At 64.8% G+C, this 25,299-nt stretch carries 27 protein-coding genes; 16 read left to right on the top strand and 11 right to left on the bottom strand.

All coding sequences use genetic code 11. The features are described from left to right. Nucleotides 1–9: 9 nt before the first annotated feature. On the bottom strand, nucleotides 10–714 hold the full coding sequence (locus AC07UC_RS16600) for an SDR family oxidoreductase (protein WP_140771248.1): 705 nt from the start codon (nucleotides 712–714) through the stop codon (nucleotides 10–12). 127 nt (nucleotides 715–841) lie between these two features. Here AC07UC_RS16600 and gcvA point away from each other — a divergent pair, with 127 nt between their 5' ends. Then, on the top strand, nucleotides 842–1,741 hold the full coding sequence (gcvA, locus tag AC07UC_RS16595; RefSeq protein ID WP_494906765.1) for a transcriptional regulator GcvA: 900 nt from the start codon (nucleotides 842–844) through the stop codon (nucleotides 1,739–1,741). A gap of 48 nt (nucleotides 1,742–1,789) precedes the next feature. On the opposite strand, the gene AC07UC_RS16590 is transcribed toward gcvA, so the two are convergent. Further along, the gene (locus AC07UC_RS16590; RefSeq protein WP_140771245.1) at nucleotides 1,790–2,407 is read right to left on the bottom strand and encodes a helix-turn-helix domain-containing protein; all 618 of its coding nucleotides are present in this window, start codon (nucleotides 2,405–2,407) and stop codon (nucleotides 1,790–1,792) included. Nucleotides 2,408–2,542: 135 nt separating this feature from the next. Here AC07UC_RS16590 and AC07UC_RS16585 point away from each other — a divergent pair, with 135 nt between their 5' ends. The 3 genes from AC07UC_RS16585 (at nucleotide 2,543) to AC07UC_RS16575 (ending at nucleotide 6,611) form a co-directional block, all read left to right on the top strand. Beyond that, the gene (locus AC07UC_RS16585; protein ID WP_494906764.1) at nucleotides 2,543–3,676 is read left to right on the top strand and encodes an NAD(P)/FAD-dependent oxidoreductase; all 1,134 of its coding nucleotides are present in this window, start codon (nucleotides 2,543–2,545) and stop codon (nucleotides 3,674–3,676) included. A gap of 49 nt (nucleotides 3,677–3,725) precedes the next feature. Further along, complete coding sequence (locus AC07UC_RS16580) at nucleotides 3,726–5,330, top strand: ABC transporter substrate-binding protein (protein ID WP_202326810.1); 1,605 nt, start codon at nucleotides 3,726–3,728, stop codon at nucleotides 5,328–5,330. A 180-nt stretch (nucleotides 5,331–5,510) separates the two neighbouring features. Continuing rightward, nucleotides 5,511–6,611 (top strand): serine hydrolase domain-containing protein, encoded by a 1,101-nt coding sequence (locus AC07UC_RS16575; protein ID WP_494906763.1) that lies wholly within the window; start codon nucleotides 5,511–5,513, stop codon nucleotides 6,609–6,611. Nucleotides 6,612–6,678: 67 nt separating this feature from the next. Here AC07UC_RS16575 and AC07UC_RS16570 read toward each other — a convergent pair whose 3' ends face one another. Next, the gene (locus AC07UC_RS16570; protein ID WP_494906762.1) at nucleotides 6,679–7,827 is read right to left on the bottom strand and encodes a Fic family protein; all 1,149 of its coding nucleotides are present in this window, start codon (nucleotides 7,825–7,827) and stop codon (nucleotides 6,679–6,681) included. Between the two features lie 209 nt (nucleotides 7,828–8,036). Between AC07UC_RS16570 and AC07UC_RS16565 the strand changes: the two genes are divergently transcribed. Continuing rightward, on the top strand, nucleotides 8,037–8,720 hold the full coding sequence (locus AC07UC_RS16565) for a YoaK family protein (RefSeq protein ID WP_494906761.1): 684 nt from the start codon (nucleotides 8,037–8,039) through the stop codon (nucleotides 8,718–8,720). A gap of 1 nt (nucleotide 8,721) precedes the next feature. On the opposite strand, the gene AC07UC_RS16560 is transcribed toward AC07UC_RS16565, so the two are convergent. Further along, nucleotides 8,722–9,441 (bottom strand): 3-keto-5-aminohexanoate cleavage protein, encoded by a 720-nt coding sequence (locus AC07UC_RS16560; RefSeq protein ID WP_494906760.1) that lies wholly within the window; start codon nucleotides 9,439–9,441, stop codon nucleotides 8,722–8,724. 187 nt (nucleotides 9,442–9,628) lie between these two features. Here AC07UC_RS16560 and AC07UC_RS16555 point away from each other — a divergent pair, with 187 nt between their 5' ends. After that, the gene (locus AC07UC_RS16555) at nucleotides 9,629–9,823 is read left to right on the top strand and encodes a hypothetical protein (RefSeq protein ID WP_494906759.1); all 195 of its coding nucleotides are present in this window, start codon (nucleotides 9,629–9,631) and stop codon (nucleotides 9,821–9,823) included. A 15-nt stretch (nucleotides 9,824–9,838) separates the two neighbouring features. Here the strand turns inward: AC07UC_RS16555 and AC07UC_RS16550 are convergent, their stop codons facing one another. Next, nucleotides 9,839–11,932, bottom strand: coding sequence for an EAL domain-containing protein (locus AC07UC_RS16550; RefSeq protein WP_494906758.1), 2,094 nt, complete (start codon nucleotides 11,930–11,932; stop codon nucleotides 9,839–9,841). A 531-nt stretch (nucleotides 11,933–12,463) separates the two neighbouring features. Between AC07UC_RS16550 and AC07UC_RS16545 the strand changes: the two genes are divergently transcribed. Both AC07UC_RS16545 and AC07UC_RS16540 read left to right on the top strand, forming a co-directional pair. Then, complete coding sequence (locus AC07UC_RS16545) at nucleotides 12,464–12,913, top strand: ester cyclase (RefSeq protein WP_454580770.1); 450 nt, start codon at nucleotides 12,464–12,466, stop codon at nucleotides 12,911–12,913. A 366-nt stretch (nucleotides 12,914–13,279) separates the two neighbouring features. Next, a complete protein-coding gene (locus AC07UC_RS16540; RefSeq protein ID WP_202326803.1) occupies nucleotides 13,280–14,350 on the top strand; it encodes a phosphatase PAP2 family protein in 1,071 nt (356 codons plus the stop codon). Between the two features lie 77 nt (nucleotides 14,351–14,427). Here the strand turns inward: AC07UC_RS16540 and AC07UC_RS16535 are convergent, their stop codons facing one another. Together AC07UC_RS16535 and AC07UC_RS16530 are read right to left on the bottom strand one after the other, a co-directional pair. Further along, the gene (locus AC07UC_RS16535; RefSeq protein ID WP_494908946.1) at nucleotides 14,428–14,928 is read right to left on the bottom strand and encodes a hypothetical protein; all 501 of its coding nucleotides are present in this window, start codon (nucleotides 14,926–14,928) and stop codon (nucleotides 14,428–14,430) included. Nucleotides 14,929–15,079: 151 nt separating this feature from the next. Beyond that, complete coding sequence (locus AC07UC_RS16530; protein ID WP_013894455.1) at nucleotides 15,080–15,406, bottom strand: DUF1330 domain-containing protein; 327 nt, start codon at nucleotides 15,404–15,406, stop codon at nucleotides 15,080–15,082. Between the two features lie 177 nt (nucleotides 15,407–15,583). Between AC07UC_RS16530 and AC07UC_RS16525 the strand changes: the two genes are divergently transcribed. The 5 genes from AC07UC_RS16525 (at nucleotide 15,584) to AC07UC_RS16505 (ending at nucleotide 19,100) form a co-directional block, all read left to right on the top strand. Next, nucleotides 15,584–16,276, top strand: coding sequence for a winged helix-turn-helix transcriptional regulator (locus AC07UC_RS16525; protein ID WP_140771229.1), 693 nt, complete (start codon nucleotides 15,584–15,586; stop codon nucleotides 16,274–16,276). A 91-nt stretch (nucleotides 16,277–16,367) separates the two neighbouring features. Further along, nucleotides 16,368–17,486 (top strand): bifunctional DNA-binding transcriptional regulator/O6-methylguanine-DNA methyltransferase Ada, encoded by a 1,119-nt coding sequence (ada, locus tag AC07UC_RS16520; RefSeq protein WP_494906757.1) that lies wholly within the window; start codon nucleotides 16,368–16,370, stop codon nucleotides 17,484–17,486. A 21-nt stretch (nucleotides 17,487–17,507) separates the two neighbouring features. Further along, a complete protein-coding gene (locus tag AC07UC_RS16515) occupies nucleotides 17,508–17,717 on the top strand; it encodes a hypothetical protein (protein WP_244735460.1) in 210 nt (69 codons plus the stop codon). 100 nt (nucleotides 17,718–17,817) lie between these two features. After that, nucleotides 17,818–18,360: a methylated-DNA--[protein]-cysteine S-methyltransferase gene (locus AC07UC_RS16510; protein ID WP_202326800.1), complete on the top strand. Its 543-nt coding sequence runs from the start codon at nucleotides 17,818–17,820 to the stop codon at nucleotides 18,358–18,360. Further along, nucleotides 18,357–19,100 carry a 2OG-Fe(II) oxygenase gene (locus AC07UC_RS16505; RefSeq protein WP_494906756.1) on the top strand — a complete coding sequence of 248 codons (744 nt, stop codon included), beginning with the start codon at nucleotides 18,357–18,359 and terminating at the stop codon, nucleotides 19,098–19,100. Before AC07UC_RS16510 ends, AC07UC_RS16505 begins: the two co-directional genes overlap by 4 nt. Nucleotides 19,101–19,107: 7 nt before the next feature. Here AC07UC_RS16505 and AC07UC_RS16500 read toward each other — a convergent pair whose 3' ends face one another. Continuing rightward, nucleotides 19,108–20,010 (bottom strand): LysR family transcriptional regulator, encoded by a 903-nt coding sequence (locus AC07UC_RS16500; protein ID WP_494906755.1) that lies wholly within the window; start codon nucleotides 20,008–20,010, stop codon nucleotides 19,108–19,110. Nucleotides 20,011–20,126: 116 nt separating this feature from the next. On the opposite strand from AC07UC_RS16500, the gene AC07UC_RS16495 reads away from it, so the two are divergent. Then, nucleotides 20,127–21,041: an alpha/beta fold hydrolase gene (locus AC07UC_RS16495; RefSeq protein WP_202326797.1), complete on the top strand. Its 915-nt coding sequence runs from the start codon at nucleotides 20,127–20,129 to the stop codon at nucleotides 21,039–21,041. A 109-nt stretch (nucleotides 21,042–21,150) separates the two neighbouring features. After that, nucleotides 21,151–21,912 carry an alpha/beta fold hydrolase gene (locus AC07UC_RS16490; protein WP_494906754.1) on the top strand — a complete coding sequence of 254 codons (762 nt, stop codon included), beginning with the start codon at nucleotides 21,151–21,153 and terminating at the stop codon, nucleotides 21,910–21,912. A 21-nt stretch (nucleotides 21,913–21,933) separates the two neighbouring features. Here AC07UC_RS16490 and AC07UC_RS16485 read toward each other — a convergent pair whose 3' ends face one another. The 3 genes from AC07UC_RS16485 to AC07UC_RS16475 all read right to left on the bottom strand — a co-directional run bounded on the left by AC07UC_RS16485 (nucleotide 21,934) and on the right by AC07UC_RS16475 (nucleotide 24,687). Beyond that, nucleotides 21,934–22,863 carry a sigma-70 family RNA polymerase sigma factor gene (locus tag AC07UC_RS16485; RefSeq protein ID WP_494906753.1) on the bottom strand — a complete coding sequence of 310 codons (930 nt, stop codon included), beginning with the start codon at nucleotides 22,861–22,863 and terminating at the stop codon, nucleotides 21,934–21,936. A 190-nt stretch (nucleotides 22,864–23,053) separates the two neighbouring features. Continuing rightward, nucleotides 23,054–23,998, bottom strand: coding sequence for an alpha/beta hydrolase (locus AC07UC_RS16480; protein ID WP_494906752.1), 945 nt, complete (start codon nucleotides 23,996–23,998; stop codon nucleotides 23,054–23,056). Between the two features lie 101 nt (nucleotides 23,999–24,099). Further along, on the bottom strand, nucleotides 24,100–24,687 hold the full coding sequence (locus AC07UC_RS16475; RefSeq protein ID WP_494906751.1) for a dihydrofolate reductase family protein: 588 nt from the start codon (nucleotides 24,685–24,687) through the stop codon (nucleotides 24,100–24,102). A gap of 107 nt (nucleotides 24,688–24,794) precedes the next feature. Between AC07UC_RS16475 and AC07UC_RS16470 the strand changes: the two genes are divergently transcribed. Next, complete coding sequence (locus AC07UC_RS16470) at nucleotides 24,795–25,211, top strand: winged helix-turn-helix transcriptional regulator (RefSeq protein WP_494906750.1); 417 nt, start codon at nucleotides 24,795–24,797, stop codon at nucleotides 25,209–25,211. Nucleotides 25,212–25,299: the final 88 nt, after the last annotated feature.

The raw sequence follows: 25,299 nt of genomic DNA, 5'->3' as shown, positions 1-25,299 counted from the left end.
GCCGGCGCCTCACAGCGCCCGGATGACACCCCCATCGACACGAATGTTCTGACCGGTGATATAGCCCGCCCCTTCCGATGCCAGGAAGGCGATGGTCGCGGCGATCTCCTCCGATGTGCCGTAGCGCTGCATCGGCACGTTGTCGCGGCGCTCCTCGGTGGCCGGCAGGCTGTCGATCCAGCCGGGCAGCACATTGTTCATGCGCACATTGTCGGCGGCATAGGTGTTGGCGAAGATCTTGGTGTAGGCGGCAAGACCGGCCCGGAACACGGCCGAGGTCGGGAACATCGCATTCGGCTCGGCGACCCAGGCCGTCGAGATGTTGATGATGGCGCCGCCCTTCTGCTTGACCATTTGCGGCGCCACGATGCGCACCGGCCTGATCACGTTGAGCAGATAGACATCCATGCCGGTGTGCCATTGCTCGTCCGTGATCTCCAGGATCGGCGCGCGCGGGCCGTGGCCGCCGCTGTTGACCAGCACGTCGATGCGGCCAAAACGCTCCAGCGTCAGGTCGACGAGGCGCTGCAGATCGTCATTCGACTGGTTGGAGCCGGTGACGCCGAGCCCGCCCAATTCCTTGGCCAGCGCCTCGCCCTTGCCCGACGAGGACAGGATGGCGACCTTGAACCCGTCCGCCGCCAAGCGCTTGGCCGCCGCCGCCCCCATGCCGCTGCCGCCGGCCACGACCACAGCTACTTTTTCTACACTCATTGGATTTTCCTCTTCGGGTTGGCGAGAGCCGCAAACGGTGTTTTCGGGATCCGAGCGCCGATATAGCTGGTTTTTCCGCTCGGTTCGAACCAGAATGCCTGAAATCAACCAGTAGAAAAACTGCTGCATGCCCGAAGCCTTCCTGAGCCTGCCGCCACTGAATGCGCTGCGCGCCTTCGAGGCCTCGGCGCGCCATCTCAACTTCCGCATCGCCGCCGAGGAGCTCAACGTCACCCAAGGGGCGGTCGCCCAGCACATTCGCGGGCTGGAGGCCGATCTCGGCACGAAACTGTTCGAGCGGTTGCCACGCGGCCTGGCGCTGACCGATGAGGGCCGCGCCTATGTGCCCAACATCCGCCGCGCCTTCGACCTGATCTCGGAGGCGACCCTGCTGTTGCGCCCCGAACCGGCGCGGCTGACGATCAGCGTGACCCCGAGCTTCGCCACCAAATGGCTGATCCCCAGGCTGCAGGACTTCATGGCCGACAATCCGCTGGTCGACCTGCGCGTGCTGGCCAGCGAAAGCCTGTCGAGCTTCCAGGCCGACGGCGTCGACATCGCAGTGCGGCAAGGCCGCGCCCCCTTCGGCCCCGGCCTGATCGTCGACCTGTTGTTTCCCCAGCAGATCATCGCCGTCTGCAGTCCGGCCCTGCTGCCGGCCGGCACAACCGAAATCGCGGCGACCGAAATCCAGCATCACGTCCTGCTGCACGACGCGCACAATCTGTGGCCGGAATTCATGGAAAAGGCGGTCGGCCTGAAGATGACGACCGAGTTGAAACGCATGCGCTTCAACCAGACCGGGCTCGCCATCGACGCGGCCCTCGCCGGCCAGGGCATAGCGCTGGCCAGCCGCTTCCTCGTCGCCGCCGACCTCGCCGCCGGCCGGCTGATCCAGCCGGTGCGTGGCGAGATGCGCGGCACGCAGGATTTTTATGTCGTGATGCCAAGAAAACAGCGCCATCCCGAACCGACGCAGGCCGTCCGGCAATGGCTGCTGGATGCGGGGGAAAGGCCGCCCGTGTAGATCAACAAGGGCGTTGGGCTCCGCATTGGAACGTGCGCAGCAGCCCCCCTACCCCTCCACAGTCTCCAGTACGCTCAGCAGAGTGCCTTCCATATCGGGCTCGTCGCCGGAACACACGCACAGCATCTCGGCGTCACCCTCGCCCACCGAGAGGTAGGCGTGGCCCATGGTGGAATCGATGTAGACGCTGTCGCCCTCCTTGAGCCGCACCGGCGCGTACTGGTCGGTGTGGAGTTCGATCTCGCCCTTGAGCACGATCAGGAATTCCTCGCCGGCATGCCGGGTCAGCGGGCCGAACTCCTCCGGCGTGCGGGCGCGCGCATAGGCGCGGATCGGCACCATGCGTTTGCGCACCAGGTCGGTGGCCAGATACCGGTAGTCGTAGTTGCGGGTCAGTTGGCGCAGCGTGTTGGCCGGCGAGGTCACCGAGCGGCGCGTGCGCGACGCCGGCTGCTTGCGGTCGCCGCTGAGCAGCTCCGTCACATGGATGCCGAGCCCCTCGCAGATCTGCAAGAGCTTGTCGTAGCTCAGCGACATCTGGTCGTTCTCGACCTTGGACAGCGTCGACACCGCGACGCCGGTGAGCGTGCTGACCTCCTGCAAGGTCCAGCCATGCGTCTTTCTCAGCGCCCGCAGACAATCACCGAGGTTCGGTTGCTCCGACATTGTCAGCTCCATGGCGCGGCCATCCGTCGCCCGTTTGCTCTAGGTAGTCGAACTCCCGGTCGCCATCAACAACACCAACAATTTTCTTATACGCTAAATATTGACTGGATACGAAAACATTTTTACGACTGGTGGATGCAGTCGAAGTCTCCCAAAAAAATCGTCGTCATCGGTGGTGGCATTGCCGGCCTGTCGCTGGCCGCGGCCGTGCGGGACTGGGCTGAAGTCATCGTCATCGAGCGTGAGCCACACCTGGGCTACCACGCCAGCGGCCGCTCCGCCGCTCTGTTCACCGAGACCTATGGCAACCGGTTGGTGCGCGGGCTGACGCTGGCCAGCCGACAGGCCATCGTCGAGGGCGGGTTCGTCGCCCACCGGCGTGGGGCCCTGCATGTCGGCTGGCGCGGCGACGACGCGGCGATAGACCGGCTGGCCGGAGAATTGCAGGCGCTGGTGCCGAGCGTGCGCCGCCTCTCCGCGGCCGAACTCCACGCCCTGGTTCCGGTCATTGCCACGGAGGCCACCTGCGGCGGCGTCTATGAGCCGGACGCGGTGGATGTCGACACGGGCAACATGCTGGGGTCAAGCGCCTCGGCGCTGAAGGCCGGCGGCGGTATCATCCGCACCGGCGAGGAAGTCCGCGAGATCGGCCATGCCGGAGACGGTTTCCATATCATCACCAGTGCCGGCGAGCATCGGGCCGACATCGTCGTCAATGCCGCCGGCGCCTGGGTCGATGTCGTCGCCGGCCTTGCCGGGCTCTCCGGGCTTGGCTTCCAGCCGAAACGGCGCACCGCCTTCCTGTTCGACCCTCCCGCGGGCACCGACATTGCCGGCTGGCCGCTGGTGGTCGATTTGCACGAACAATTCTACTTCAAGCCCGATGCCGGCAGGCTGATCGGCTCGCTCGCCGACGAAACGGACTCCGCGCCTTGTGACGCCTGGCCCGAAGACATCGATGTCGCCATCGCTGTCGACCGCATCGAGCAGGCGACGTCGATGCGCATCGGCCGGCCCTCGACGCCGTGGGCGGGCCTGCGCACCTTCGCGCCCGACCGCACCCCGGTCGCCGGCTTCGATCCGCGCCTGCCCGGCTTCTTCTGGCTCGGCGGCCAGGGCGGCTACGGCTTCCAGGTGTCGCTGACGCTGGCCAGGCTGAGCTCGGCGCTAATGCGCGGCGAGCCCCTGCCTGCGGATGTCACCGCACTCGGCGTCACCGCCGCGGCGCTGGCGCCCGACCGTTTCCTCGTCCCGGCGGCAACGCCATGAAGTTCATGCCCTTCCCCCAACCCCGAAAGTGTCATCAGGAGCGTTTGCGATGAAATCCCCCGTTCTGCGCGCAGTGCTTGCCTCGACCCTTCTGGCCTCGTCCGTCCTTCTCGGCGGGCAGGCCTACGCCAAGACGCTGGTCTATTGTTCCGAAGCCAATCCGGAGACCTTCAACCCGGCGATCGGCATCGCCGATTCCACCATGGACGCCGCCGCCAAGACGATCTTCAACCGGCTGGTCGAATTCAAGCCGGGCACGACGGAGGTCGGGCCGGCGCTGGCCGAAAGCTGGGATGTCTCACCGGACGGCAAGACCTACACCTTCCACCTGCGCCACGGCGTGAAATTCCAGTCGAACGAGCATTTCACCCCGACGCGTGATTTCGACGCCGACGACGTGCTCTACACCTTCAACCGCCAGCGCGATGCCAACAATCCCTACCACAAGCTCGGCGGCGGCACTTACGAGTACTTCAATGCGCTCGGCATGGGCACGCTCATCGACAAGATCGACAAGGTCGACGACTACACCGTGCGCTTCACGCTGACTGCTGCCAACGTCACCTTCCTGGCCGGGCTGGCGCTCGACTATCTCTCGATCCTGTCACTGGAGCAGACCGAAAAGATGGTGGCGGCCGGCACGCCGGAGTTGATCGACAGCCAGCCGGTCGGCACCGGCCCGTTCATGCTCGAGGCCTATGTGCCCGACAGCCAGGTCCGCTACACCGCCAACAAGGATTACTGGCGCGGCGCGCCGAAGATCGACACGCTGGTCTTCGCCATCACGCCCGAGCCGACCACCCGCGTCGAGCGCATCAAGGCCAATGAATGCCAGGTCGCCGCCCCGCCGCCGCCAAGCGCGGTGGCCGACCTGCGCACCGATCCCGACATCACGGTGCTCGACCTCAAGGGCCAGAACATCGGCATCCTCGGCTTCAATGTCGAACACCAGCCGCTGGGCGATGTGCGCGTGCGCACCGCGCTGGCCAAGGCCATCGACCGCAAGGCGATCGTCGAGGCCGTCTATGCCGGCGCGGGCACGGTGGCCGGCAGCGTCGTGCCGCCGGCGCAGCTCGGTGCCGTCACCGATGCGGGCATCGACTATGATCCCGATGGCGCCAAGAAGCTGCTGAAGGAAGCCGGCCACGAAAACGGGCTGAAGATCAGCCTGTGGGCGATGCCGGTGTCGCGCCCCTACAATCCCAACGCCAAGCGCATGGCCGAGATGATCCAGGCCGACTGGGCCAAGGTGGGTGTCCAGTCGGAGATCGTCAGCTTCGAATGGGGCGAATACCTCAAGCGCACCGCGGCGGGCGAGCAGGACACCTTCCTGCTCGGCGGCAGCAGCGACAATGGCGATCCCGACAACATGCTGAGCTATCTCCTGTCCTGTGACGGCGTGAAGGGCGGCTCCAACCGCTCGCGCTGGTGCGACAAGGATTTCGAGAAGCTGCTGAACGAAGGCCGCGTCGCCGCCGATCCGAAGGAACGCGCCGCGATCTACGGCAAGGCGCAGGCCATCCTGAAGGCGGAAGTGCCGGTGGCCCCGATCGCCCATTCCATGGTCGCGATCCCGATCCGCAAGAGCGTGCTCAACTACGTGCTCGACCCCTTCGGCCGGCAGAATTTTGCCGCGGTCGACATAGCGGAGTGAGGCCCGGCTCTGCTTCCCTTCTCCCCTTGTGGGAGAAGGTGTCGCGAAGGCGACGGATGAGGGGGGCTCCAGGGAACGCCAACGTCTCACTCCGCTGGAACACCCCTCATCCGTCTCGGCGCTAACCGCCGATCCACCTTCTCCCACAAGGGGAGAAGGGAAAAAGAAAGCGAGACCATCATGACAAAAGATCTGACCTCCCTCCTCGCCACCTACCTCGCCGACGGTGCGGTCGGCGCCTCGCTCGCTTACTCGACAGGCGCCACGCCAACCGCCCTCACCGCTGGCCTCGCCGACCGCAAGCACGGCACCCCAGTCACCCCAGACCAACTGTTCAAGATCGGCAGTTGCACCAAGACCTTCGTCGCGGCGGCACTGGTCAAGCTCGCCGAGACCGGCAAGCTCGATCTCGGCGCGCCGATCTCCGCCTGGTTTCCGGACCTGCCAGGCGCCCGGGATATTTCGGTGCGCCAGCTGATCAACCATCGCAACGGGCTGCCGGAATTCGAATACTACATTCCGATGGACCCGAGCCGGCGGTGGACGCCGCAGCAGCTGGTCGACATCGCCTTCGCCTCCGACAAGCAGAAGGCCCCGGGCGGTCCGGCCGTCTACAACAACACCGGCTATGTGCTGGCCGGCATGGTGATCGAGGCCGTCACCGGCCAGTCGCTGGGCGCCTATGTCAGAAGCGCGATCCTGCAGCCGCTCGGCCTGAAAAACACCTGGTCGCCGGCGACCGAAGCCTTTCCGGAAAAATCGATGGTGCGCGGCTATTACCACCGGCCGCCGCCGGCGCCGAACGCGCCCACCGACATCGCCTCGGGCGGCGAGATGTGGCGCATGGACGGCGTGCTGCCCTATTCCGACGCCTTGCAGGATTCCTCCGATTCCTTCCCCTTCGGCGCCGCCTATGGCTGCGGCGACATGGTGTCGACCCCATCCGACATGGTGGGCTTCATGCGCGGCCTGTTTTCCGGCGGGCTGCTGTCGCCGCCCTTCTTCGCAGAGATGTTCGAACACCGCGTGCCGGCGAGCTTCCCCGGCACACGAATGCGCGAAACCGGCGCCGGCATGTTCCAGAGCACCTATGCCGACCGCGCCTTCTACGGCCACCAGGGCAGCATTCCTGGCTATGTCGCCGTCATGCTGCATGACCCGGAAACGGATCTCACCATCGCCATGACCAGCAATGTCGGCTCCGGCAACCGCCTCTCCTTCCAGGCCAGCGGCCTGCATCCGGTGGTCGATCAGGCGGTCCGGACAATCCTGGGGCTATAATCTTCGGAAAGGGACCGGACACCGAACCGCGACCTTCGGAGGTCTCACGCAACGCGGCGCGCGGACGTCAGCCACCTCTGCGCCTTTCGAAGAGCTGGAGGTATCGTTCGAACACGAAAAGCCGATTGCGCCTTTGACCGGTCACTTCGACTAGAAGCCCGTGGCTTATGAGATCGGCAATCAACGACGTGGCCGTATTCGTCGTCGTGTTCAGCAGAATGGTGACGCCTTTCACATCGACCAATGGTCGCCTGTAAAGATGTCTTACAAGCTGTTGTGCGTTTCCTTGACGGCGATGGCTGAAGCGCGGCAGCGTCTCGCGCTCTATCCGCTCTTTGAGCACCAGAATCTTGCGGAACACGTCGGCGGACGCGCGCGCTGTTTCCTCAACTCCGTGGAGAAAGAAGATCAACCAGTCGCGCATATGGTTGCCCTCGCGCACGGCCATAAGGTGATCGATGTAGGCGGTCTTGTTGCGCTCGAAATAGTCGGACAGGTAGAGCGCGGGTTTGATAAGAAGGCCCTGCGAGGCGAGGTAAAGCGAGATCATAAGGCGACCCAACCGCCCATTGCCATCCAGGAACGGATGGATGGTTTCGAATTGATAGTGGGCGATCGCAATTCGGATGAGCGGCGGCACGCGCAGGCTGTCGTCATGGATGAACTTTTCCATATCGCTCATGAGCTCGGACACATGCTCATGATGCGGGGGCACGAACACCGCGTTTCTTAGACTAACGCCAATCCAGTTCTGACTGGTTCGAAATTCGCCGGGTTGCTTAGTTTCGCCACGTACGCCCTGCATGAGGATGGCGTGTGTTTCCTTCAGCAATCTGTTGGAGAAAGGCAGCCGCTCCAAGCTGGCAATGGCGCTATTGATCGCCTGGATGTAGTTCTGTACCTCTCCCCAGTCGTCGCGCGCTTCGGGAGATAGGTCTTCGATCTGTTTGAAGGCGTCTTCGATATTGGTCTGGGTGCCCTCAATACGGCTCGACTGCGTGGCTTCCTTCGCGACATACATGCTAATGAAGAAATCGATGTCGGGGACGAGTTGTGCGAATGCATTCAATTCGCCCAATGCGCGGTCGGCGCGACCAAGTACGTCGATGACTTCGGGGTCGGAGATGATCCAGGGATGATTGACCGGGGTCGGCGCGAAACTACGATATTCCAGCCGCTTTTCGTAGCGTCCCGCTTTGTAGGCTGACAAATCCATATTTCAGAAACATCCTCGATTTCTGCAATAAGAGAATCCATATGTCAGATTCGACCAACTTCCAACAGCTGTTTCATTTTCAGTGTATGTTTCTGAAATAACACTCGACCCTGTTTCAGAAACTTTGCGCTACGCGGCGTGCCGAAATGATGGATTGCCGCGCGCGGGGATATGAGACGCTGCCTGATCCCCGGACGCGAGATGCCGCCATGAAGCCCACTCTGCCGCTGCTGTTGAGCCTCAATGGCGGTTATGTCGACACGGCGGGCTTCCTGGCGCTGCAGGGCCTGTTCACCGCGCATGTGACGGGGAACTTCGTCACCCTGGGCGCCTCGCTGGTGCTGGGCATTTCTGGTGTGCTGGCAAAGCTCCTGGCGCTGCCGGTGTTCTGCATCGTCGTCATCCTGACCCGGCTGGCCGGCGAACATCTGCGCCGGCATGGCCGGCCGGCGCTCGGGCCGCTATTGGGAACCAAACTGGCGCTGCTTGTCATCGGCGCCGCCCTGGCGATCCGCTTTGGCCCCTTCGCCAGCGGCGACAGCGCGGCCGCGATCCTCACCGGCATGGTGCTGGTCGCCGCCATGGCGATCCAGAACGCGGTGCACCGGGTCCATCTGGCGGCAGCCCCGCCCTCGACGCTGATGACCGGCACCACCACCCAGATCATGATCGACCTCGCCGACCTCATCGGCGGGCTGGCGCCGGAGGCCCGCCCGGCGCTTGTTGCCCGCCTGCGGCGCATGGCGGCGGCGGTCGCCGTGTTCGCCGCCGGCTGCGCGGCAGCCGCACTCGGCTTCGCCTTCGTCAACGTCTGGTGCTTCGTCATCCCGCCGGTGATCGCGCTGGCCGCGCTGGTGCTGCGGGTCGCGGCGCCGGACGAGACGAGGCAGTAGATCAGCCCCGCGACGAGAAGATCGCCACCGCCGCCGCAACGATTTCGGGATTGTCCTTCGCCACCGTTCCGTCGGCCAGCGTCTTGCCGTCTTCCAGCCCGACCCGCGTCGACCAGCGCCTTTGGCGCGCCAATTTCACGAACGGCCAGACCGTGGCGTCGACGCCATGCAGCAGGATCGGCCGCCGCATCTCGGCGCGTTCGAGCACGGCGCCGATGCCTCGAGCCTCGTCGAGCGCTGCCGCCAGGTCCTGTATGTCGATCTCGATCAGGATGCGCAGCACCCGGCTACGGTCGGCAAGCGCCACGAAGCGCTCGGCATCCTCTGTCGTGGCAAGCCCGGCCTCGATGCCGACGCCGCGCTGGCGCAACAGCTCCATCACGGCGGGCGCGTCGGCCTCCGACAGATTGACAGAGGCATAGTCGGGCAGCTCGCGCCAGCCGGCGATCGCCGCCCGGGTCCGACCGACATCGTTTTCGATCCAGGCGCCGGTCGACACGCCGACAAGCGTGCCCGGGCAAGCCCGGCGCACCGCCAGCACCGTCGCATCGACGGCGGCCAGGCTTTCGCGCCCGTCGGCGCCGCGCGGATGGATGTGCAGTTCGCCGGCGCCGACGGCGACGCAGGCTGCGGCATCGCTTGCCATCGTCTCGACGGTCAGCGGCAGCTTCGGATGGAAATCGAGCCGACGCGCGCCGTTGATGCAGGCCTGGACGATCATGAATGTCACCTCGGGAAAAGAAGTCTCAGTCTAGCCGTGCGGGCAGGCAGGGCAAAGAGTTGCGCGGTGTCTCTCCTGACAGCGCGGCAAGGTCCGGCGGCATTTGAATAAAAAACGCCTGTGGATATTTACCCAGCGTTCCGGCGGGCAAGCCAAGATAAATTAGGGCGGGATCATGGAGGGACCATTGACCAGCGATTTTTCAGCCGCCCGCATCCATCTCGAACGCGCCTATCACTATCTGCGCGGCAATGACGAGACGAGCCGCTCGACATGCGAGGCCCTCGACCTCCTCATCGAGACGGTGGCGGAAGCCCAGCACAGGCGGCCCGAGACCGGAGTGCTGGACTTTCCTCAGGCGACGATGCGGCACCCCAGCTGATGTAAGCGACAGGCATCAGGACGCCTTGCGGGCTCCGCTTGCCGGCCCGGCCGCACGTGCCACGATCTGCTCCAGCGGTTCGGGCCGGTGCAGCAGGAAGCCCTGGCCGAAATCGACGCCCATTGCCTGCAGGATGCCGAGCGTCTCGGCCTGCTCGATCTTCTCGGCCACGACGGCGCAGCCGACGCTGCGGGCAATGCCTGATATGGCCGAGACGATCTCGCGGTCGAAGCGGCTCTCGGCGATGTGCTCGATGAAGGACCCATCGATCTTGATGGCATCGACCGGAAAACGCCTGAGATATTCGAACGAACTCATGCCGGCGCCGAAATCGTCGAGGCTGACCTTGCAGCGGCGCTCGCGCGCCTTGCGCACGAACGCCTCGGCGGCGTCGAAATTGGTGACGGCGGCGGTTTCGGTGATCTCGAATCCGATGCCGGAATGCGGCGCTCCGGTTTGCTCGATGATGCTGTCGACGAAGTCCCACAGCCCCGGATCGCTCAGCGTCTGCGCCGACAGGTTGAAGCCGAGCGTGATCGCGCCGGACTTCATGGCCGCGCCGTGCTGCGAGAGCGCGGTGCGGATGATCCAGCGATCGAGCCTGGCGGCAATGCCGAAGCGCTCGGCCGCCGGTATGAATTCGCTGGGGGGGATCAGCTTGCCGGCGCGCCCGGCAAGCCGCGCCAGCACCTCGACATGGCGGCTTTCCTGCCAGGGCCGGCCCAACCGGTGGATCTCCTGGCCGAACAGTTTCAGCCGGCCGTCCTCCATGGCGTCGACCGTATCGGCGGCGAGCCGTGCCGCGTTGAGGCCGCCCGAAGCGGCCTCGGCCGAAAACACCGCGAAACGGTCGCGCCCGGCGGCCTTGGCCGCGTAGCAGGCATCGTCGGCGCAGGCCAGCGCGTCGGCAACCGTGGTGGCTCGGTCATCGACGATCGCGATGCCGATACTCGCCGCGAGCCGGCGCGAGGTCACGGCGAGGCCGAGATCGGCGCCGCGCACGGCCGCCAGGATCGCGCCGGCCAGCCGCTCGGCCTGTGCGGCGTCGCAATGGGGCACCAGCAGGGCGAACTCGTCGCCGCCCAGCCGCGCCGCATGCGCCGATGGCGGCAGGCAGCGGCCGATGCCCGCCGCCACGCTCTTCAGCGCGAGATCGCCGGCGGCGTGGCCGGCGAAGTCGTTGAGCGCCTTGAAGTAGTCGAGATCGACATAGAACACCGCCAGCGGCATGCCCGTGGCGATATGGTCGGCAAGCAGCCTGTCGAAGGCGGCGCGGTTCCACAGGCCGGTCAGCGCATCGTGACGCGCGGCGAAGGCAAGCTCCTGCTCGCGCAGCTTGTCCTCGGTGATGTCGCGCACCGTGCCGAGGACCTGGCCGGCAGCGCCCGCGGCGGCGACGAAACGCACCAGCGATTCGATATGGCGGATCTCGCCGTCGCGCTTGATGATGCGGTATTGCGAGGCGGTGACGCCGTCCGAGCCGGGTGCCGGCTGGTGCGCGCGCTCGGTGGCTTCCTTGTCGTCGGGGTGCAGATAGCTGTGCCAGAGATCGGCGGGCACCTCGTCGGCGTCGGCGGCGACACCGAATATGGCCCTGGTGCGGGCGTCCCAATAGCTCTTGTGGGTGGCGATGTCGTAGTGCCAGATGCCGGTGCCGCTGGCGGCGAGCGCCATGCGGAAGCGCATGGTGACCTGTTCGAGCGCGGCTTCGGCAGCCTTCTGCTTCGAGATGTCGGTCTGCACGCCCATCAGCCGCACCGGCCGCCCGTCCGTGCCTCGCTCGACGATACCGCCGCGATCGAGCACCCACACCCAGTGCCCCTGCTTGTGCTTCAGCCTGAGTTCGGTCTCGATGGTATCGGTCAGCCCGGCGATGTGGCGGTCGCCACTGGCCAGCGCCCGCTCGCGATCTTCGGGATGGGTGAGTCGCAGCCATAGGTCGCTGGCGTTGGCGAGTTCATCTTCCCCGTAACCCAGCATTCGTGCCCAGGTCGCCGAATAGAAGCAGTCGCCGCTGCGAAGATCCCAGTCCCAGACGCCAAGATGGGCGCGTTCCAGGGCCTTGGCCCAGAACGCTCCATTGCGACTTTTCTTGCCCTGACGCGCCATAGTCTGTTTCGCTTGCCCCACCGACGGGCAATCTGCGGCAAGACCAGAGAAGAAACAGTTACCGGAGCGGCGGAATGCCATGTCTGGAAGGTCAGCGGCCCATCAAGGCGCCCACGCTGCTTGCCGCAAGGGGCGCCCGTCAACTTTCCTCGACCGTTGACACGCCGCTGGCCGCCGTCACGCTGGATAGCTTTTCGCGCTTTTCGAGCCTCGGCTCTTCGTAGGTCTTCGTCATCGCCAGTTCCTTCTCCAGTGCCCTTTCGCCGCTCAAGTCCATCCGGGGCCAGGCCTGGGCCCGGCGGAACAGAGTTTGGCCTGGGCGGCCCTGTCCAGGTCCCAAATACCGACGCCTCCCGGTCTTTCGATTGGCCGACAAGAAGCGGAGTTTTGCCGCCGGCCAATGGTCCTAGTGATCGCACGAGGCCGCCCATCCCGGCGATCTCGAGAGAAGCAGCCGCCCAGCAGCCATCGGGTCGAATGCGCCCACGCCTTGGGGAAAACGGCATGCACGACAACAAAGAGGACCCTCCCATGACCAAACAGGAAGACAACAAGGCCGTCGTCGTCAGATGGTTCACCGATTTCTGGGGTGAAACCTGCGATCTCAGCGTCGTCGACGACATCGCCGCGCCCGACATGCTGCTCAAATATTCCTTGCATGAGCCGCGCCGGGGCCGCGACGACATCAAGGCCTTCATGACCGATTTCCGCGCCGCCTTCCCGGATCTCAACTTCTGGGCCACCGCCGATCTCATCGCCGAGGGCGACTACGTCGTCGGCCAGTGGGAGGGCGGCGGCACGCATACCGGGCCGGCCTTCGGCGATTTCCTCGCCGGTTCGCTGCCCGCCGCCACCGGCCGCGCCATGCGCTTCACCGGCACCACGGTGCTGAAGGTGATCGACGGCAGGATCGTCGAGGAGATCGGTCTCGACGACGGCGTCGCGGCGCTGACCCAGCTCGGCCTGATCAAGGCCGCCTGATCGGCAGAGCCATCGCCGCCAGGGCAATTCCAGGAAAAATGTGAAACGGTTTTCCCACAGGAATTGCGTAAAAACAAACAGTTAGAGCAGTTCGCCGTTTCCGTGAAATGGTGAACTGCTCCAGGCGGCGGCCCCTTGGTCGAAGCCGGCAGCCGTTCGGGGCGTTCGGAAGCGGCCCGCGAAATCGTCAATACTTGTACATTTCACGACGACATCTTCGTCAACGATTCCTTGATGAAAAAAGAATAATTATAGACGTCTAATATTTTCAATTTTTATCCTTTTCCAAGTGTAACTGAATAGTAATACACAATATGCAAAAATACCCATCAATAATGCTTTGGGCAGCTGGCGGGACGTCCTTCAATGAATGCGCACACCGGGCAGCGGGACCGCGATCGCCGGTCTCTTGCCGTTATCGACCTGGACATCGCGGTGACCAGGAGCGGTTGGCTGCTGACCGCCCTGTGCCTGGCCTATGCCCTTACCGCGCTTAGCCTGCAGCCGGACCGCTATCTGCATCTGGCGCAATCCTACACAGAGCCATTCGTCTTCTTCCTGCCTACGCTTCTTGCCGCCGGCCTCGGCGTGATGGCGCTGACATTTGCCAGGCATAGCCCGACGCGGTTCATGCTCGACATGCTCAGGCAGCGCTGGCTAGGCGCGGCACCGGTGATCCTCCTGTCCTTTCTCTGCATTACCGCCTTCACCACCTTTAAGATCGCCATCCCGGAGATCGTGCCATTCTATGCCGACCGCATGCTGGCGGAGCTTGATCTTGGACTGCATGGCGCCGATCCCTGGACATGGGCGCACCGCGTCGTTCCCGAACGCATTTCGGCTGTCATCTTCATCGGCTACGGATATGGCTGGCACCTGCAATGGTTCGGCACCTTGCTGTTCGTCGCCTTCTGGAACAACCCGGCAGCGCGTTTGCGTTATCTGTGGGCGCTCGCGCTGACCACGATCCTGTGTGGCACCGTTCTGGCCATGGCGCTGTCCTCCACCGGCCCGATATTTCATGACCAGTTCTATGGCGGCGACCGGTTTGCCGCCTTGCAGACCGCGCTGGCGCGGAACAGCTACGCCGCGCCGGTCCATATGTATGCCAGCTATCTGCTCACAGCCTATACAAGCGGCCGCCCTGAACTGGGTGGCGGCATATCCGCCATGCCAAGCATGCATGTCGCCTTCGTCACGCTCAACGCTTTCTTCCTCACCGGTTTCGGCCGCCGCTGGGCCGTTGCCGGCTGGTCTTTTGCAGCACTCATCCTGTTCGGCTCGGTCTATACCGGCTGGCACTATGCCGTGGACGGCTACCTTTCGATCCTTGTCGTGTCCGCGATCTGGTATCTGACGGGGCGTTTCGTCCTGCCGCAAGCGAGCCGGGATACCGTCGGGACGGATCTGCCGCTGCCCGAACCGGTGTCGCAATGACCGGGCCCGGCTGAGGCCGGCAAACCACCCCTTTGCCTTTTCGGCCAGGCGGCCTTGGCGCCGCCTGGCCTTGCCCGCTACTGGCTCGGCGCCATCGTGTGTTCGCAAGACACTTTCGGGTTCATGTCGGCGAAGGTGCCGGTCGGGTTGCCCTTCCAGGCCCAGACATGCAGCTCGTAGAATTCACCAAGGCCATAGCGGTTGGGCGCGCTGTTGAAGTTGAACAGCTGTCCGTCCAGCGACGCCGGCCCCTTCGAGGTGATGTATTCGACCGCCACCAGCTTCAACGTGCCGTCGGCCATCGGCTCGTACATGACGGCCTCGGGACGGGCAATGTCGATCTTGTCGTCCTTCAGGTACTGGCCGTTGACGTAGTGGATGCCCATGGCGCCGCCGGTGATGCCGCTGGCGCAGGGAATGGGCGCATAGCCCTCGGCCGTCGCCGCTTTCACGTCGAGAAACCGGCTGTTGGCGGCCCGCACCTTGTCGGCCAGCGGATTGGGGCCGGACGCGGCTTCAACCGCTTCCTGATGCGCCTGCGCCAAGGTGGTGCAGACGGCCAGCATGGCCCCCGCCATGACAAGCCTGTTGTGGAAATCTGATATCATGTCTATTCCATTCTTCTTGAAAAAGCACGGCTGGCCGGCCGCCGGAAATACGGCGGCGCGACAGGCAAGCGCCGTGGCTGTTGTTGCTTGGAGATCCCGAAAACGATGCGGCGAATGCCGGTCATCCCTTCGGCAGATACGGGATCGTTCCGGCCAGATCGGTGTCGTCGATAAGCTGGAAACGGCTGTCGCTGCCGCCTTGACGGGCCGAAACGAAAGGCGCGTAGGCCGGATCGTTGGTAAAGGCGCGCGCCGCCGCCTCCGACGGGAACGCCATCAGGGCGATCAGCGTGGTGTCGAGCGGCTTGCCTTCGAGCGTCTTCACATTGCCGCTGCGCGACAGATACTTGCCGCCATGCTTGTGGACGAGGTCGTGCACCGAGGCGGCATAGTCCGGCACCCATTTCGGGTCTTTCATCTTGATGTCCGCGATAAGATAAGCAGTCATGGTCGTCTCCTGGTTGCGGCGCACAGGGGTATCCCGTGTCACCGGCCAAAGGGCTCGCATGGCGGGGCCCTCGCCAACCAGTCCGCGATCTGTACCGGGCCGGTACAGTTTCTGTACTCGCCGCCTCAATCATGAAGGACTAATGTTCGGCCTTGCTTCGAGGGAAGGACACCAATCATGGCCCAGCACGGATACAAGCAGTTCTGCCCGCTATCGATGGCCGCCGAGGTGCTGTGCACCCGCTGGACGATGGTGCTGATGCGCGAATTGGTGGCCGGTTCGACCCGCTTCAACGACCTGCGCCGCGGCGTCCCAAAAATGTCGCCGACCCTTCTGTCGCAACGGCTGAAAGAGCTCGAGCTGGCGGGGATCGTCGAGCGCAGGGAGGTCCAGGGCGAGAAAGGGATCTTCGATTACCGGCTGACCGAGGCTGGCCGCGATCTGCGCCCGGTCGTCGAGGCGATGGGCTTCTGGGGGCAGAAATGGGTCGAGTCGCGGCTGTCGCTCAAGAACCTCGATCCGTCGCTGCTAATGTGGGACATGCGGCGCAATCTGAACCCATCGCCGCTCCCTGAAGGGCGCACGGTGATACAATTCCTGTATCAGGATCTGCCGGCATCCAAACGCTCGTGGTGGCTGATCGTCGAAAAGCACGGCGAGGTCGACCTTTGCTGGTACGATCCGGGCTTCGATGTCGATCTCTACGTCTCGACCGACCTGCACACGATGACGGCGATCTGGATGGGGTTGCTGACCGTCGAGAAGGCCGGCGCCAAGGTTTCCCTGACCGGCGACCAGGCCATCGGCAGGAAGATGCAGACCTGGCTGGGACTCAGCCCGTTCGCGGTGGAGCCCAAACGCGCGGCGTAAGAGAACCTCACCCCTCGCATACGCTTGCGCCATCCTGACATTTGTCAGGAAACGGGTGGCGGCGGCGGCTTTCGGCGGCTTCAATGCTGCCATGTTCGTTACGCTCCAAAGAGACCTCAAATCCACACCGCTGCCGGTCAGCGACGATCCGCGCTGGGCGCGCATCGTCGCGCGTGACAAATCGGCGGACGGAGAATTCTGGTATTCGGTGGCGACGACCGGCGTCTATTGCCGGCCCTCCTGCCCGTCGCGGCAGGCCAACCCTGCCAATGTGCAACTGCACGACACGCTGGCCCAGGCGAAGGCGACCGGCTTTCGCGCCTGCCGGCGCTGCAACCCGGATGGTCCCTCGCTCGACGCCGGCAATGCCGCGATGGTCGCCGACGCCTGCCGCAGGATCGAACAGGGCGAGGAAGAACCATCGCTTGCTGAACTGGCCGACGCCGCCGGCCGCAGCGCCGGCTATTTCCACCGCGTCTTCAAGGCGACCACCGGGCTGACGCCGAAGGACTATGCCGCCGCGCACCGCGCCGCCCGGGTCCGCCAGGGTCTGGAGGACGGCGCCAGCGTGACGGCCGCGATCTACGACGCCGGTTTCAATTCGAGCGGCCGCTTCTACGAAAAATCAACCGGCATGCTCGGCATGACGCCGACGCGCTACCGCGCCGGCGGCGCCAACGAGGATATCCGCTTCGCCGTCGGCGAGACCTCGCTCGGCACCATACTGGTGGCGTCGAGCCGCAAGGGCGTCGCCTCGATCCTGCTCGGCGACGATCCGGATGCACTGGTGCGCGACCTGCAGGACCGTTTCCCCAGGGCGCGGCTGATCGGCGGCGACCGCGACTACGAGGCGCTGGTCGCCCGCGTCGTTGGCTTCGTCGAGGCCCCACGGTTCGGTCTCGACCTGCCGCTCGACGTGCGCGGCACCGCGTTCCAGCAGCGCGTCTGGCGGGCCTTGCGGGATATCCCGGTCGGCAGCACGGTTTCCTACGCCGAGATCGCCGAACGCATCGGCTCGCCCAGGGCAACCCGCGCCGTCGCCGGCGCCTGCGCCGCAAACGCCCATGCGGTCGCGATTCCCTGCCACCGCGTGATCCGCAAGGACGGCGCCCTCTCAGGCTATGCCTGGGGTGCCGAGCGCCGGCGCGCGCTTCTCGACCGCGAGGCGGACGGGACGGCGACCGCCGCCGACCGGCCTTCGCGGACCTGACGAGGATCGGCGATGCGCGCGATGGCCAGGTCTTCCACCACCGGCGCGAACAGCCAGATCGCCAACGGCGCAGCCATCGACGCGAAGTCACGGGTGTTGGCCGCCATCGGCGGCCTGGTCGATGCCGGCAAGGCCGAATTGAGCAGCACCGCGACAGGTGAGATCGAGCTGCGCCTGTCATCAGGCGAAGTGTTCGTGCTGGGCGAGGTGTCCGTCACGCGTGTGGCATAGGCACACTCAAACGCCAAGATTTGAATTTGAAAGCAAGCATCGGAGTGAGGAACGCAAGGCACCTGGCTAGGGTTCGGCCATAGACAAAGGAGTGAAGGCAATGAACCCCATGCAAACTCAAGTGACCGCATCGACGGCGCACGACACCATAACCTATGCCACCGGCCAATCCGCGATCGGCCATATCCTGGCCGCCCGCAGCCCCTTCGGCGTCTGCGCCATCCTGATCGGCTCCGACGCCGATGCATTGAAGCAGGATCTCGCCAGCTACTTCCCCGGCACGGCCTTGGCCGAGGGCGAGGCCGCCTTGCGTGACGATCTTGCGGCGATAGCGCGCTTCATCGAAACGCCCGCCGCCGGTCTCGACCTGCCGCTCGACATGCGCCACGGCACGCCGTTCCAGCAACGGGTGTGGGAAGTGCTGCGCACCATACCGTGCGGCGCCACCATCACCTACACCGCGCTTGCCCGGCGCCTTGGCCAGCCGAACGGCGCGCGCGCCGTGGCGATCGCCTGTGCCGCCAACGCGATCGCGCTCGGCATTCCCTGCCATCGTGTTGTCAGAGCCGACGGCACGCCGTCGGGCTACCGCTGGGGCATCGAGCGCAAGCGCGCGCTGCTGGACAAGGAGGCCGCGATATGAACGCCCATGCCAAGGTTGCCACATCCGTGGTCGAAGCAGCGGAGACCCGCATCACCGGCTACGACTGGCCGGCCCTTGCCGCCGAACTCGACGGCTTCGGCTGCGCGGTGATGCAAAAGCTGCTCTCACCCGAGGAGTGCCGGGGGATCGCCGGCCTCTACCCCCAGGAGCAGCATTTCCGCAGCCATGTCCACATGGCCAGGCACGGTTTCGGCAAGGGCGAATACCGCTACTTCCGCTATCCCTTGCCCGACCTCATCGGCGGCCTGCGCAGCGCACTCTATCCAAGGCTGGCCGAGGTCGCCAACCGGTGGAACGAACGCATGGGGATCGCCCTGCGCTATCCCCGCACGCATGCCGAGTTTCTGGACCAGTGCCATGCCGCCGGCCAGGAGCGGCCGACGCCGCTTCTGCTGCAATATGTGCCCGGCGACTTCAACTGCCTGCATCAGGACCTCTATGGCGACCTCGCCTTCCCTCTGCAGGTGGCGATCCTGCTCTCCGAACCGGGCGAGGATTTCACCGGCGGCGAATTCGCGCTGACCGAGCAGCGGCCGCGCATGCAGAGCCGGGTCGAAGTGGTGCCGTTGCGCCAGGGCGATGCGGTGGCCTTCGCCGTCCACAACCGGCCGGTGCAGGGGACCAAGGGCAACTACCGCGTCAACCTGCGCCACGGCGTCAGCCGGCTGCGCTCGGGCATGCGCCACACGGCCGGCATCATTTTTCATGATGCCAAGTGAGCGCCGCTCAAGCCTCCCAATAGGGCGGATCGCCAAAGGCATCGCGCAGCCATGTGGTGAGCGCGCGCAGTTTGGCGGATCCGCGCCTATCCTCGGGATAGGCGATATAGATCGTGGCTCCCTGGGGCTCGGCGCCGACATCGACGACCGTCAATCGCTTGTCGGCGATCTCGGTCTGGATGAAGTAGGCGGGGAGTAATGCCAGGCCGAGGCCGGCAAGAGCGGCGTCGCGCATCAGGATTCCGTTGTTGACGCGCAGCGCCGTTTGCGGGCGGATCGTCACCAGCCGCCGCGAAATCTTGAACCGCCAGTCGGCGGCGCCCCGGATGGAATAGATGATGCCCTTATGGCGTTTCAGGTCGTCGGTGGCCGCGGGCCGTCCGAACCGCTTGATATAGTCCGGCGAGGCCACCAGGAAGCGCTCGCTGGAAGCCAGCTTCTTGACGATGACAGGTCCGTCATCGACGACCGGTCCGTGACGCACGATGGCATCGTAGCCATCGGCCACCATGCTGACGAAACGATCGTCGAGATCGAGCGTCAGTTCGATCCCCGGGTGCCTGGCCAGGAAGCCATACAGCGCCGGGCCGAGATGGAGGATGCCGAAACTGGTCGGCGCCGATATCCTGAGCGGCCCGGCCAGTTCGCCGCGATGTTCGGCGATTTCGGCGCTGGCATCGGCCACCTCTTGCATGATGCGCTTGGCGCGTTCGTAAAAACCTCGCCCCGCTTCGGTGATCGAGAGTTTGCGGGTGGTGCGGTCCAGAAGCTTTGTGCCGAGGCTGCGCTCGAGCTCCGACAGCCGCTCGCTGATGACGGACTTGGACAGGCTCATGCGCCTGGCCGCCTCGCTGATCGAACCGGATTCCGCGACGGCGACAAACGCGGCGGCGGCTTCAAGCTTTAGCATTGTTCGGCGTTCCCGAATTCACAATCAGGCGACCGACGCCTAACGAAATCAAGGGCATGGTGCCATAGTTGGAAGGACCGCGATACGGCGGCCACAAAAGCTCGGGGTAATGCATCATGTTTCGTCCTTTGGTTATCGTGCTTGGCCTGCTGTCACTCGCCGCTCCGGCCTCGGCGCGCGTGATCCCGTTTCCGGCGGGCTTCAAGACCCAGTCGATCGAGACCAACGGCACCAGCCTGCATGTGCGCGTCGGCGGACAAGGGCCTGCGGTCATTCTGCTGCACGGCTTCGGCGATACAGGCGACATGTGGGCACCGGCGGCGATAAAGCTGATGAAGGATCACACGGTGATCGTGCCGGACCTGCGCGGCATGGGCCTTTCGGCGCATCCGGACAGCGGCTACGCCAAGAAGAACCAGGCGGTCGACATCGCCGGTGTGATGGATGCGCTGAAGATCGACAAGGCCGACCTGGTGACGCACGACATCGGCAACATGGTCGGCTATGCACTGGCCGCGCAATATCCGAAGCGCATCACGAAATGGGTTGTCATCGACGCACCACTGCCGGGCATAGGTGACTGGGACAAGATCAAGCAAAGCCCGCTGCTATGGCACTTCAACTTCCGCGGCCCCGACATGGAGCGGCTGGTGGCGGGCCGCGAGCGCATCTACCTCGACCGCTTCTACAACGAACTGTCGGCCGACCCGAAGAAGATCGATGAGGCGACGCGCGCCCACTACGCAAAACTCTATGCGCGGCCGCATGCCATGCATGACGCCTTCGAGCAGTTCAAGGCATTCGACCAGGACGCCGTCGACAACCAGGCGATGCTTTCCGCCGGCGGCAAGCTGCCCATGCCGGTGCTCGCGGCCGGCGCGGAGAAATCGGCGGGCACGTCACAGGCCGACATCCTGCGGTTCGTCGCGTCGGACGTGACGGGCGCCATCGTGCCCGCATCCGGCCATTGGATCATGGAAGAAAACCCGGATGCCACGGTCAAGCTGATCACCGATTTCCTCGCCAGGTAACAACCGCTCGACGCGACTGCTTCGGGCTTGCTGAAATCGATCTTGTGAAACGAAGCCGATGGGTTGTCGCCCGCAAGGCGGCCCGTCACGACAAAAATGGAGCCATTCGATGTCGTTGTCGCATCTTCTCTTGTCGGGAACCGCCGTCCTCATGGCGATGGCCGCGCCGGCTTCGGCCGCCGGCGCGCCGAAGAAAACGGTCGTGCTGGTGCATGGTGCCTTTGCCGACGGCTCGAGCTGGAGCAAGGTCATCCCCTTGCTGGAGGCCAGGGGGCTCAATGTGGTGGCGGTGCAGAATCCGTTGAGCTCGCTGGCCGCCGATGTCGACGCAACCAGGCGGGTCATCGATGCCCAGCCGGGGCCGGTCATCCTGGTCGGCCATTCCTGGGGCGGTGTCGTCATCAGTCAGGCGGGCGTGAACGACAAGGTCAAGGCGCTGGTCTATGTCGCCGCCTTCGCACCGCCAAAGGGCGTGTCGGTGAACGATCTTGGCAAGGGGCAGCCGCCGCTGCCCTGGGCAAGCGCGCTGGAAGCCGACAGCGGCGGCTATGTCAGGCTAAGCGCTGAAGGCGTCGCCAAACATTTCGCGCAGGACCTACCGCCGCAGGAAATCAGCCTGATCGCAGCCACGCAAGGTCCGCCCTTTGCCGGTATCTTCGATGAGAAGCTCACGGCCGCCGCCTACGAGACCAAGCCGAGCTTCTACATTGTCGCCAGCCACGACGGCATGATACCGCCAGCGGCTGAAGCCGCGATGGCCAAGGCGATCGGCGCCAAGGTGACCGAGCTTGCGACCAGCCACGTTCCTATGCTGTCCAAACCGCGCGAGGTGGCCGATGTCATTCTGGCTGCCGCCGACTCGGTGAAATAGGACGCGGGCCGGATCGGCCCGTCACTCGTCCGCGAAGACCATCTCCAGGATCCAGGGGCAGGCATAATAGTCGGCGATGCGATCGATGACGCCGCCATCGGCATGGATGCGCACCAGATAGGCCGGCCGCCACGCCTCGCCCTGCAGCCTGTCGACGACCAGCACGGCCTCCCCTTCGATCGCATCTTGCCGCATGCGCCAGGGCTCGCCGCGCTCGTATTCGACGAAATAGGGCGAGCGGGAGAGCAGGCCATTGTAGCAGTCCGAAACCCGCAGCCGGGCATCGGCGCTGGTCAGCGCCCGCACCCCGTCCCAGTCCCTGGCATTGAAGAGCTCGACATAGCGGCCGAGCAGCCGCTCCAGTTCGGGGTCGTGCGCGGGTGCCGCGACCGGTTGCGCCGGAAGAGCGGCGAGCTTGGCGCGGCCACGATTGAGCGCCGACTTGACGCCGCCCGATGTCGAGCCGACCAGGTCGGCGATCTCTTCGAGCGAGTGGTCGAGGACATCCTTGAGCAGCACGCAGGCGCGCTCCTTCGGCGGCAGGTGCACCACCAGCCGCTCGATGGCGCGGCCGGCGCCCGCGCCGGCGGGCTCGACAGGCAGCACGATCTCATCGCTGGCATAGGAGGCTTCGGCCTTGAGCCGCGTGCGGCGGTTGCGGATGAAGTCGATGCACCTGTTATGGGCGATACGGAACAGCCATGGCCGCAATGCCTGTGCATCGTCGAGCAGCGCGATCTTGCGGTAGGCCTCGAACAGCGCCTCCTGCATGATGTCCTCGCCGTCGAGAGCCGAGCCGGTCATGCGCGCGCAGTAGCGGTGCAGACGGACACGCAAATGCGAGACCGTCTCCAGGAATGCCCTGTAGCGCAGGTCGAACAGGCCTTCGGGATCGAGGCGCGGCTCGATGCCTTGCCTCGTTTCACGGGATGTGCGGATCTGCTGGTTCATCGCGGCACGTCGCTTGGAGCAATTCCAGGAAAAGTGTGTAGCGGTTTTCCGTTCGGAATTGCGTCAAAACAAAGAGTTAGAGCAGTTCGCCGTTTCCGTGAAACGGTGAATTGCTCTAACGTCACGGCAGCATCGCGCAGGCGCCGTGCATCCACAAGCACGAAGTGCGACCCGATCGGCCCGCCCATGCTTATGCCGCCTTGCCGCTGGCGATCTTCTCGCTGACGGCATCCGGCAGGCCGAGCCTCGGCCGCACCCAGGCGGCGAAGCGGCCGATCGCGTCATCGGCCTCCGGCGCCCGGCCGGCCATCATCTGGAAGGAGTGCAGCATGCCGTCGAAGACATCGAGACGCGTCTCGACGCCCGCCTGCCGCGCCCGCTCGGCGAACATGCGGCTTTCGTCGACCAGCGCCTCGTCGGCGCCGGCCTGCAGGAACACAGGCGGAAAGCCGGAGAGGTCGGCGTAGAGCGCGCTGACCTCCGGATCGAGCCGGTCGCGGTCGCCGATGAAATTGGTCACCAGCCAGTCGACGGACTCCCTGGCGAAGGCCGGATCCTTCTCGCGGTTGGTCGCGTAGCTGGCGCCGGTCAGCGCCATGTCGAACCAGCCGGAGATGATCAGCGTGGCGGCGGGCAGAGGCCGCCCCTGGGCACGCAGCCGCTGCAGAACGCCATAGGTCAGCACCGCGCCGCAGGAATCGCCGGCAAGCGCGACATGCCTGGTGTCGACGCCCTGGTCGATGAGCCAGTTCCAGGCGGCCATCGCCGCCTCGATCTGGGCCGGATGCTTGGCCTGATGCGCCAGCGGATAGTCATAGAGCAAGGCCCGGCAGCCGACGGCCTTGGCCAGATGGCCGACCAGCTTGCGGTGCGTATAGATCGAACCGCCGAGGAAGCCGCCGCCATGGGCGTAGAACAGCACGCGCCGCTCGTCGGCGCCCTTCGGCACGATCCATAGCGCCGGCACGCCGCCGGCATCGACCTCTATAAAGTCGACGCCGCCGGGTTCGCCGGTCAGCGCGGTCCAGTTGGTGTCGTTGAAATCGATCATCGCCTGTGGGCTGTTGAACGTGCCGGCATTGGCGACGATCGCCGCATAGTGGTTCCTGTTTGCCTCACTCTCAGTGCTCGCCATGATAATCTCCCAGGGTTGCGGATCGCGGGCTGCGCGACCTTCCAAAGCCAAGGACGGACGGGCGGGTGGAAAAGATACGTCGGACCCGGATTTTTCTCTCCTCACCGCGCCGGCGCGTAGCGATTGACCACCATGCCGCAGGCATAGGCCTTCGAGCCGAGCAGAAGCAGGTCCTGGAAACCGCCCTGCTCGAAGATACGGCGTCCCGCGCCCAGCACCGCCGGGTTGATGAACAGCTGGAACTCGTCGACCAGCCCGGCCGCGATCAGCGCCGACGCAAAGCCGGCGCCACCGAAGACGGCCATGTCGCCGCCCTCGCCCGCCTTCAGCGCCTCGACTTCGCGCGGCAGGTCGCCGCTGACCACCGTCGTGCGCTCCCAGCGCGAGGCTTTCAGTCTGCCGCTCGGCACCACCTTCCGTGCCTCCACGATGCGCTGGGCGAAGGCGTAGAACGGATCGGCCGGAAACCTCTTCGCCGCATTGCCCCAATGAGTCAGATACCCCTCCTCGGCCATCTTGCGGCTGAGCAGGATTGTGTCGATGCCGGCGAAAACGGCGTTGAAGTCCCGCTTCAGCTCCTCGTCCCAGGCGTTGTCGTCGCCCCACTCCCAGAGCTGCCAGCCATGATCCTCATAGGCGCCGACGAAACCGTCGACCGACATCTGCATCTGAAGGATGAGCTTCTTCATCGTCGTCTCCCTGCGGGATCAAAAGGCAATTGCTTTACTTTTGGAACCATTGACGAAAGCCAAAAATGATGTCAATAGTAAAGTGATTTAAAAATGGAAGCATAGAAATGTCGACGCGTGAAAGATCCGGCTGTCCGATCAGCCTGTCGCTGGAACTGCTGGGCGACCGCTGGACGCTGCTCATCATCCGCGACCTGGTCTTCGCCGGGAAAAAGCATTTTCGCGAGTTCCTGCAGTCCGATGAAGGCATCTCCTCACGCACGCTGGCGGAGCGGCTGCAGACGCTGCAGGACCAAGGCATCCTCACCCGCAGCGACGACCCGAGCCATGGGCTGAAGGCGATCTACCGGCTGACAGAGGCCGGCATCGACCTTTTGCCGGTGCTGGCCACGCTCGGCGCCTGGGGCAGCAAGCATCGCAAGGCCGACGATCACCTGGCCCGGATTGCCGACGAACTGGCGGCCGGCGGCGAGCCGGCGCTGGAACGGATGAAGGCCGCGCTGCGGGCGGAGCATGTTGTTTGAAAAGACGGCGCTTCCACGCCCGGCTTGACAATTATCACCTTTTGTTCTCTATTTGTTCAAGTCCATCAGCAACCTCGGATATGCAGCC

The sequence above is a fragment of the Mesorhizobium sp. GW821-FHT04C10 genome (assembly GCF_059420305.1).
The sequence above is the reverse complement of the archived record's forward strand: the minus strand, read 5'-3'. Positions and strand labels throughout refer to the sequence as shown.

What these genes read in the sequence shown, in the direction of transcription:
- AC07UC_RS16600 (WP_140771248.1), bottom strand. Translation starts at nt 714, where the DNA reads ATGAGTGTAGAAAAAGTAGCTGTGGTCGTGGCCGGCGGCAGCGGCATG.
- gcvA (WP_494906765.1), top strand. Translation starts at nt 842, where the DNA reads ATGCCCGAAGCCTTCCTGAGCCTGCCGCCACTGAATGCGCTGCGCGCC.
- AC07UC_RS16590 (WP_140771245.1), bottom strand. Translation starts at nt 2,407, where the DNA reads ATGTCGGAGCAACCGAACCTCGGTGATTGTCTGCGGGCGCTGAGAAAG.
- AC07UC_RS16585 (WP_494906764.1), top strand. Translation starts at nt 2,543, where the DNA reads ATGCAGTCGAAGTCTCCCAAAAAAATCGTCGTCATCGGTGGTGGCATT.
- AC07UC_RS16580 (WP_202326810.1), top strand. Translation starts at nt 3,726, where the DNA reads ATGAAATCCCCCGTTCTGCGCGCAGTGCTTGCCTCGACCCTTCTGGCC.
- AC07UC_RS16575 (WP_494906763.1), top strand. Translation starts at nt 5,511, where the DNA reads ATGACAAAAGATCTGACCTCCCTCCTCGCCACCTACCTCGCCGACGGT.
- AC07UC_RS16570 (WP_494906762.1), bottom strand. Translation starts at nt 7,827, where the DNA reads ATGGATTTGTCAGCCTACAAAGCGGGACGCTACGAAAAGCGGCTGGAA.
- AC07UC_RS16565 (WP_494906761.1), top strand. Translation starts at nt 8,037, where the DNA reads ATGAAGCCCACTCTGCCGCTGCTGTTGAGCCTCAATGGCGGTTATGTC.
- AC07UC_RS16560 (WP_494906760.1), bottom strand. Translation starts at nt 9,441, where the DNA reads ATGATCGTCCAGGCCTGCATCAACGGCGCGCGTCGGCTCGATTTCCAT.
- AC07UC_RS16550 (WP_494906758.1), bottom strand. Translation starts at nt 11,932, where the DNA reads ATGGCGCGTCAGGGCAAGAAAAGTCGCAATGGAGCGTTCTGGGCCAAG.
- AC07UC_RS16545 (WP_454580770.1), top strand. Translation starts at nt 12,464, where the DNA reads ATGACCAAACAGGAAGACAACAAGGCCGTCGTCGTCAGATGGTTCACC.
- AC07UC_RS16540 (WP_202326803.1), top strand. Translation starts at nt 13,280, where the DNA reads ATGAATGCGCACACCGGGCAGCGGGACCGCGATCGCCGGTCTCTTGCC.
- AC07UC_RS16535 (WP_494908946.1), bottom strand. Translation starts at nt 14,928, where the DNA reads ATGGCGGGGGCCATGCTGGCCGTCTGCACCACCTTGGCGCAGGCGCAT.
- AC07UC_RS16530 (WP_013894455.1), bottom strand. Translation starts at nt 15,406, where the DNA reads ATGACTGCTTATCTTATCGCGGACATCAAGATGAAAGACCCGAAATGG.
- AC07UC_RS16525 (WP_140771229.1), top strand. Translation starts at nt 15,584, where the DNA reads ATGGCCCAGCACGGATACAAGCAGTTCTGCCCGCTATCGATGGCCGCC.
- ada (WP_494906757.1), top strand. Translation starts at nt 16,368, where the DNA reads ATGTTCGTTACGCTCCAAAGAGACCTCAAATCCACACCGCTGCCGGTC.
- AC07UC_RS16515 (WP_244735460.1), top strand. Translation starts at nt 17,508, where the DNA reads ATGGCCAGGTCTTCCACCACCGGCGCGAACAGCCAGATCGCCAACGGC.
- AC07UC_RS16510 (WP_202326800.1), top strand. Translation starts at nt 17,818, where the DNA reads ATGAACCCCATGCAAACTCAAGTGACCGCATCGACGGCGCACGACACC.
- AC07UC_RS16505 (WP_494906756.1), top strand. Translation starts at nt 18,357, where the DNA reads ATGAACGCCCATGCCAAGGTTGCCACATCCGTGGTCGAAGCAGCGGAG.
- AC07UC_RS16500 (WP_494906755.1), bottom strand. Translation starts at nt 20,010, where the DNA reads ATGCTAAAGCTTGAAGCCGCCGCCGCGTTTGTCGCCGTCGCGGAATCC.
- AC07UC_RS16495 (WP_202326797.1), top strand. Translation starts at nt 20,127, where the DNA reads ATGTTTCGTCCTTTGGTTATCGTGCTTGGCCTGCTGTCACTCGCCGCT.
- AC07UC_RS16490 (WP_494906754.1), top strand. Translation starts at nt 21,151, where the DNA reads ATGTCGTTGTCGCATCTTCTCTTGTCGGGAACCGCCGTCCTCATGGCG.
- AC07UC_RS16485 (WP_494906753.1), bottom strand. Translation starts at nt 22,863, where the DNA reads ATGAACCAGCAGATCCGCACATCCCGTGAAACGAGGCAAGGCATCGAG.
- AC07UC_RS16480 (WP_494906752.1), bottom strand. Translation starts at nt 23,998, where the DNA reads ATGGCGAGCACTGAGAGTGAGGCAAACAGGAACCACTATGCGGCGATC.
- AC07UC_RS16475 (WP_494906751.1), bottom strand. Translation starts at nt 24,687, where the DNA reads ATGAAGAAGCTCATCCTTCAGATGCAGATGTCGGTCGACGGTTTCGTC.
- AC07UC_RS16470 (WP_494906750.1), top strand. Translation starts at nt 24,795, where the DNA reads ATGTCGACGCGTGAAAGATCCGGCTGTCCGATCAGCCTGTCGCTGGAA.